This window comes from Clostridium gallinarum, assembly GCF_014836325.1.
GTDB lineage: Bacteria > Bacillota > Clostridia > Clostridiales > Clostridiaceae > Clostridium > Clostridium gallinarum.
In genome coordinates, this window is record NZ_JACSQZ010000139.1 from 1 (window position 1) to 686 (window position 686).

A 686-nucleotide genomic window follows, 5' to 3' on the forward strand; every position below is an offset into this window, starting at 1 on the left:
ATATTATACTAGATTTGAATTTTTTTACAAATAATTTTTTTATTATTTTTATCTAAATATACTTATAATTAACAAAATAACTAATATAATATTAGATAATAATACTAATTTATTATCAAAAGCAATACTTTTCAAATCCTTTTCCCCTTTATTTTCAATCATATCTACTATTATCAATAATTGATCCAATTTATTTATTATTTCTTTATTTATTTTTTTTCTATCATCCTTTTCATTTATATTTTGTAATACTTCTTCTTTACTCTTTATAAGTTCTTCCCTAATATCATCTATCACTATATCCTTATATAAAGCTTTAATCTTTTCCTTAACTGTATCATTTATTAATTCATCTTTTAAATAATTATTCATTTATCAAATCCTCCTGAATTGACAACATTTTTTTCGTTATTAATAATAAATACTCATAAATTAATATTAATTCTTCTTCATTTAAATTATTAGAATTTATTTTACTAATTATTAACTTCCTTTCTCTTAAAAATTCTCTTTTTATGTATTTAAATAAAGTTCTTACTTCTTGCTTGTCTTCAAATGATTCATTGTTAAATTTATCATAATCCTTCTTTAAATTACTTAATTTTATATTCTCAAACATAATTTTTATCTTATTTTTATTTATTGAATTCGTAATATTATCTAACTCTTCCATATAAGAATAACTA

Annotated in this window: 2 protein-coding genes; both read right to left on the bottom strand. The window is 17.5% G+C overall.

What is annotated here, in order from left to right; translation table 11 throughout:
• Window positions 1–48: 48 nt before the first annotated feature.
• A complete protein-coding gene (locus tag H9660_RS16155; protein WP_191751393.1) occupies window positions 49–372 on the bottom strand; it encodes a hypothetical protein in 324 nt (107 codons plus the stop codon).
• Window positions 365–686 (bottom strand): hypothetical protein (locus H9660_RS16160; RefSeq protein ID WP_191751394.1); only part of this gene is annotated, 322 nt, incomplete at its 5' end. The genes H9660_RS16160 and H9660_RS16155, both read right to left, overlap by 8 nt.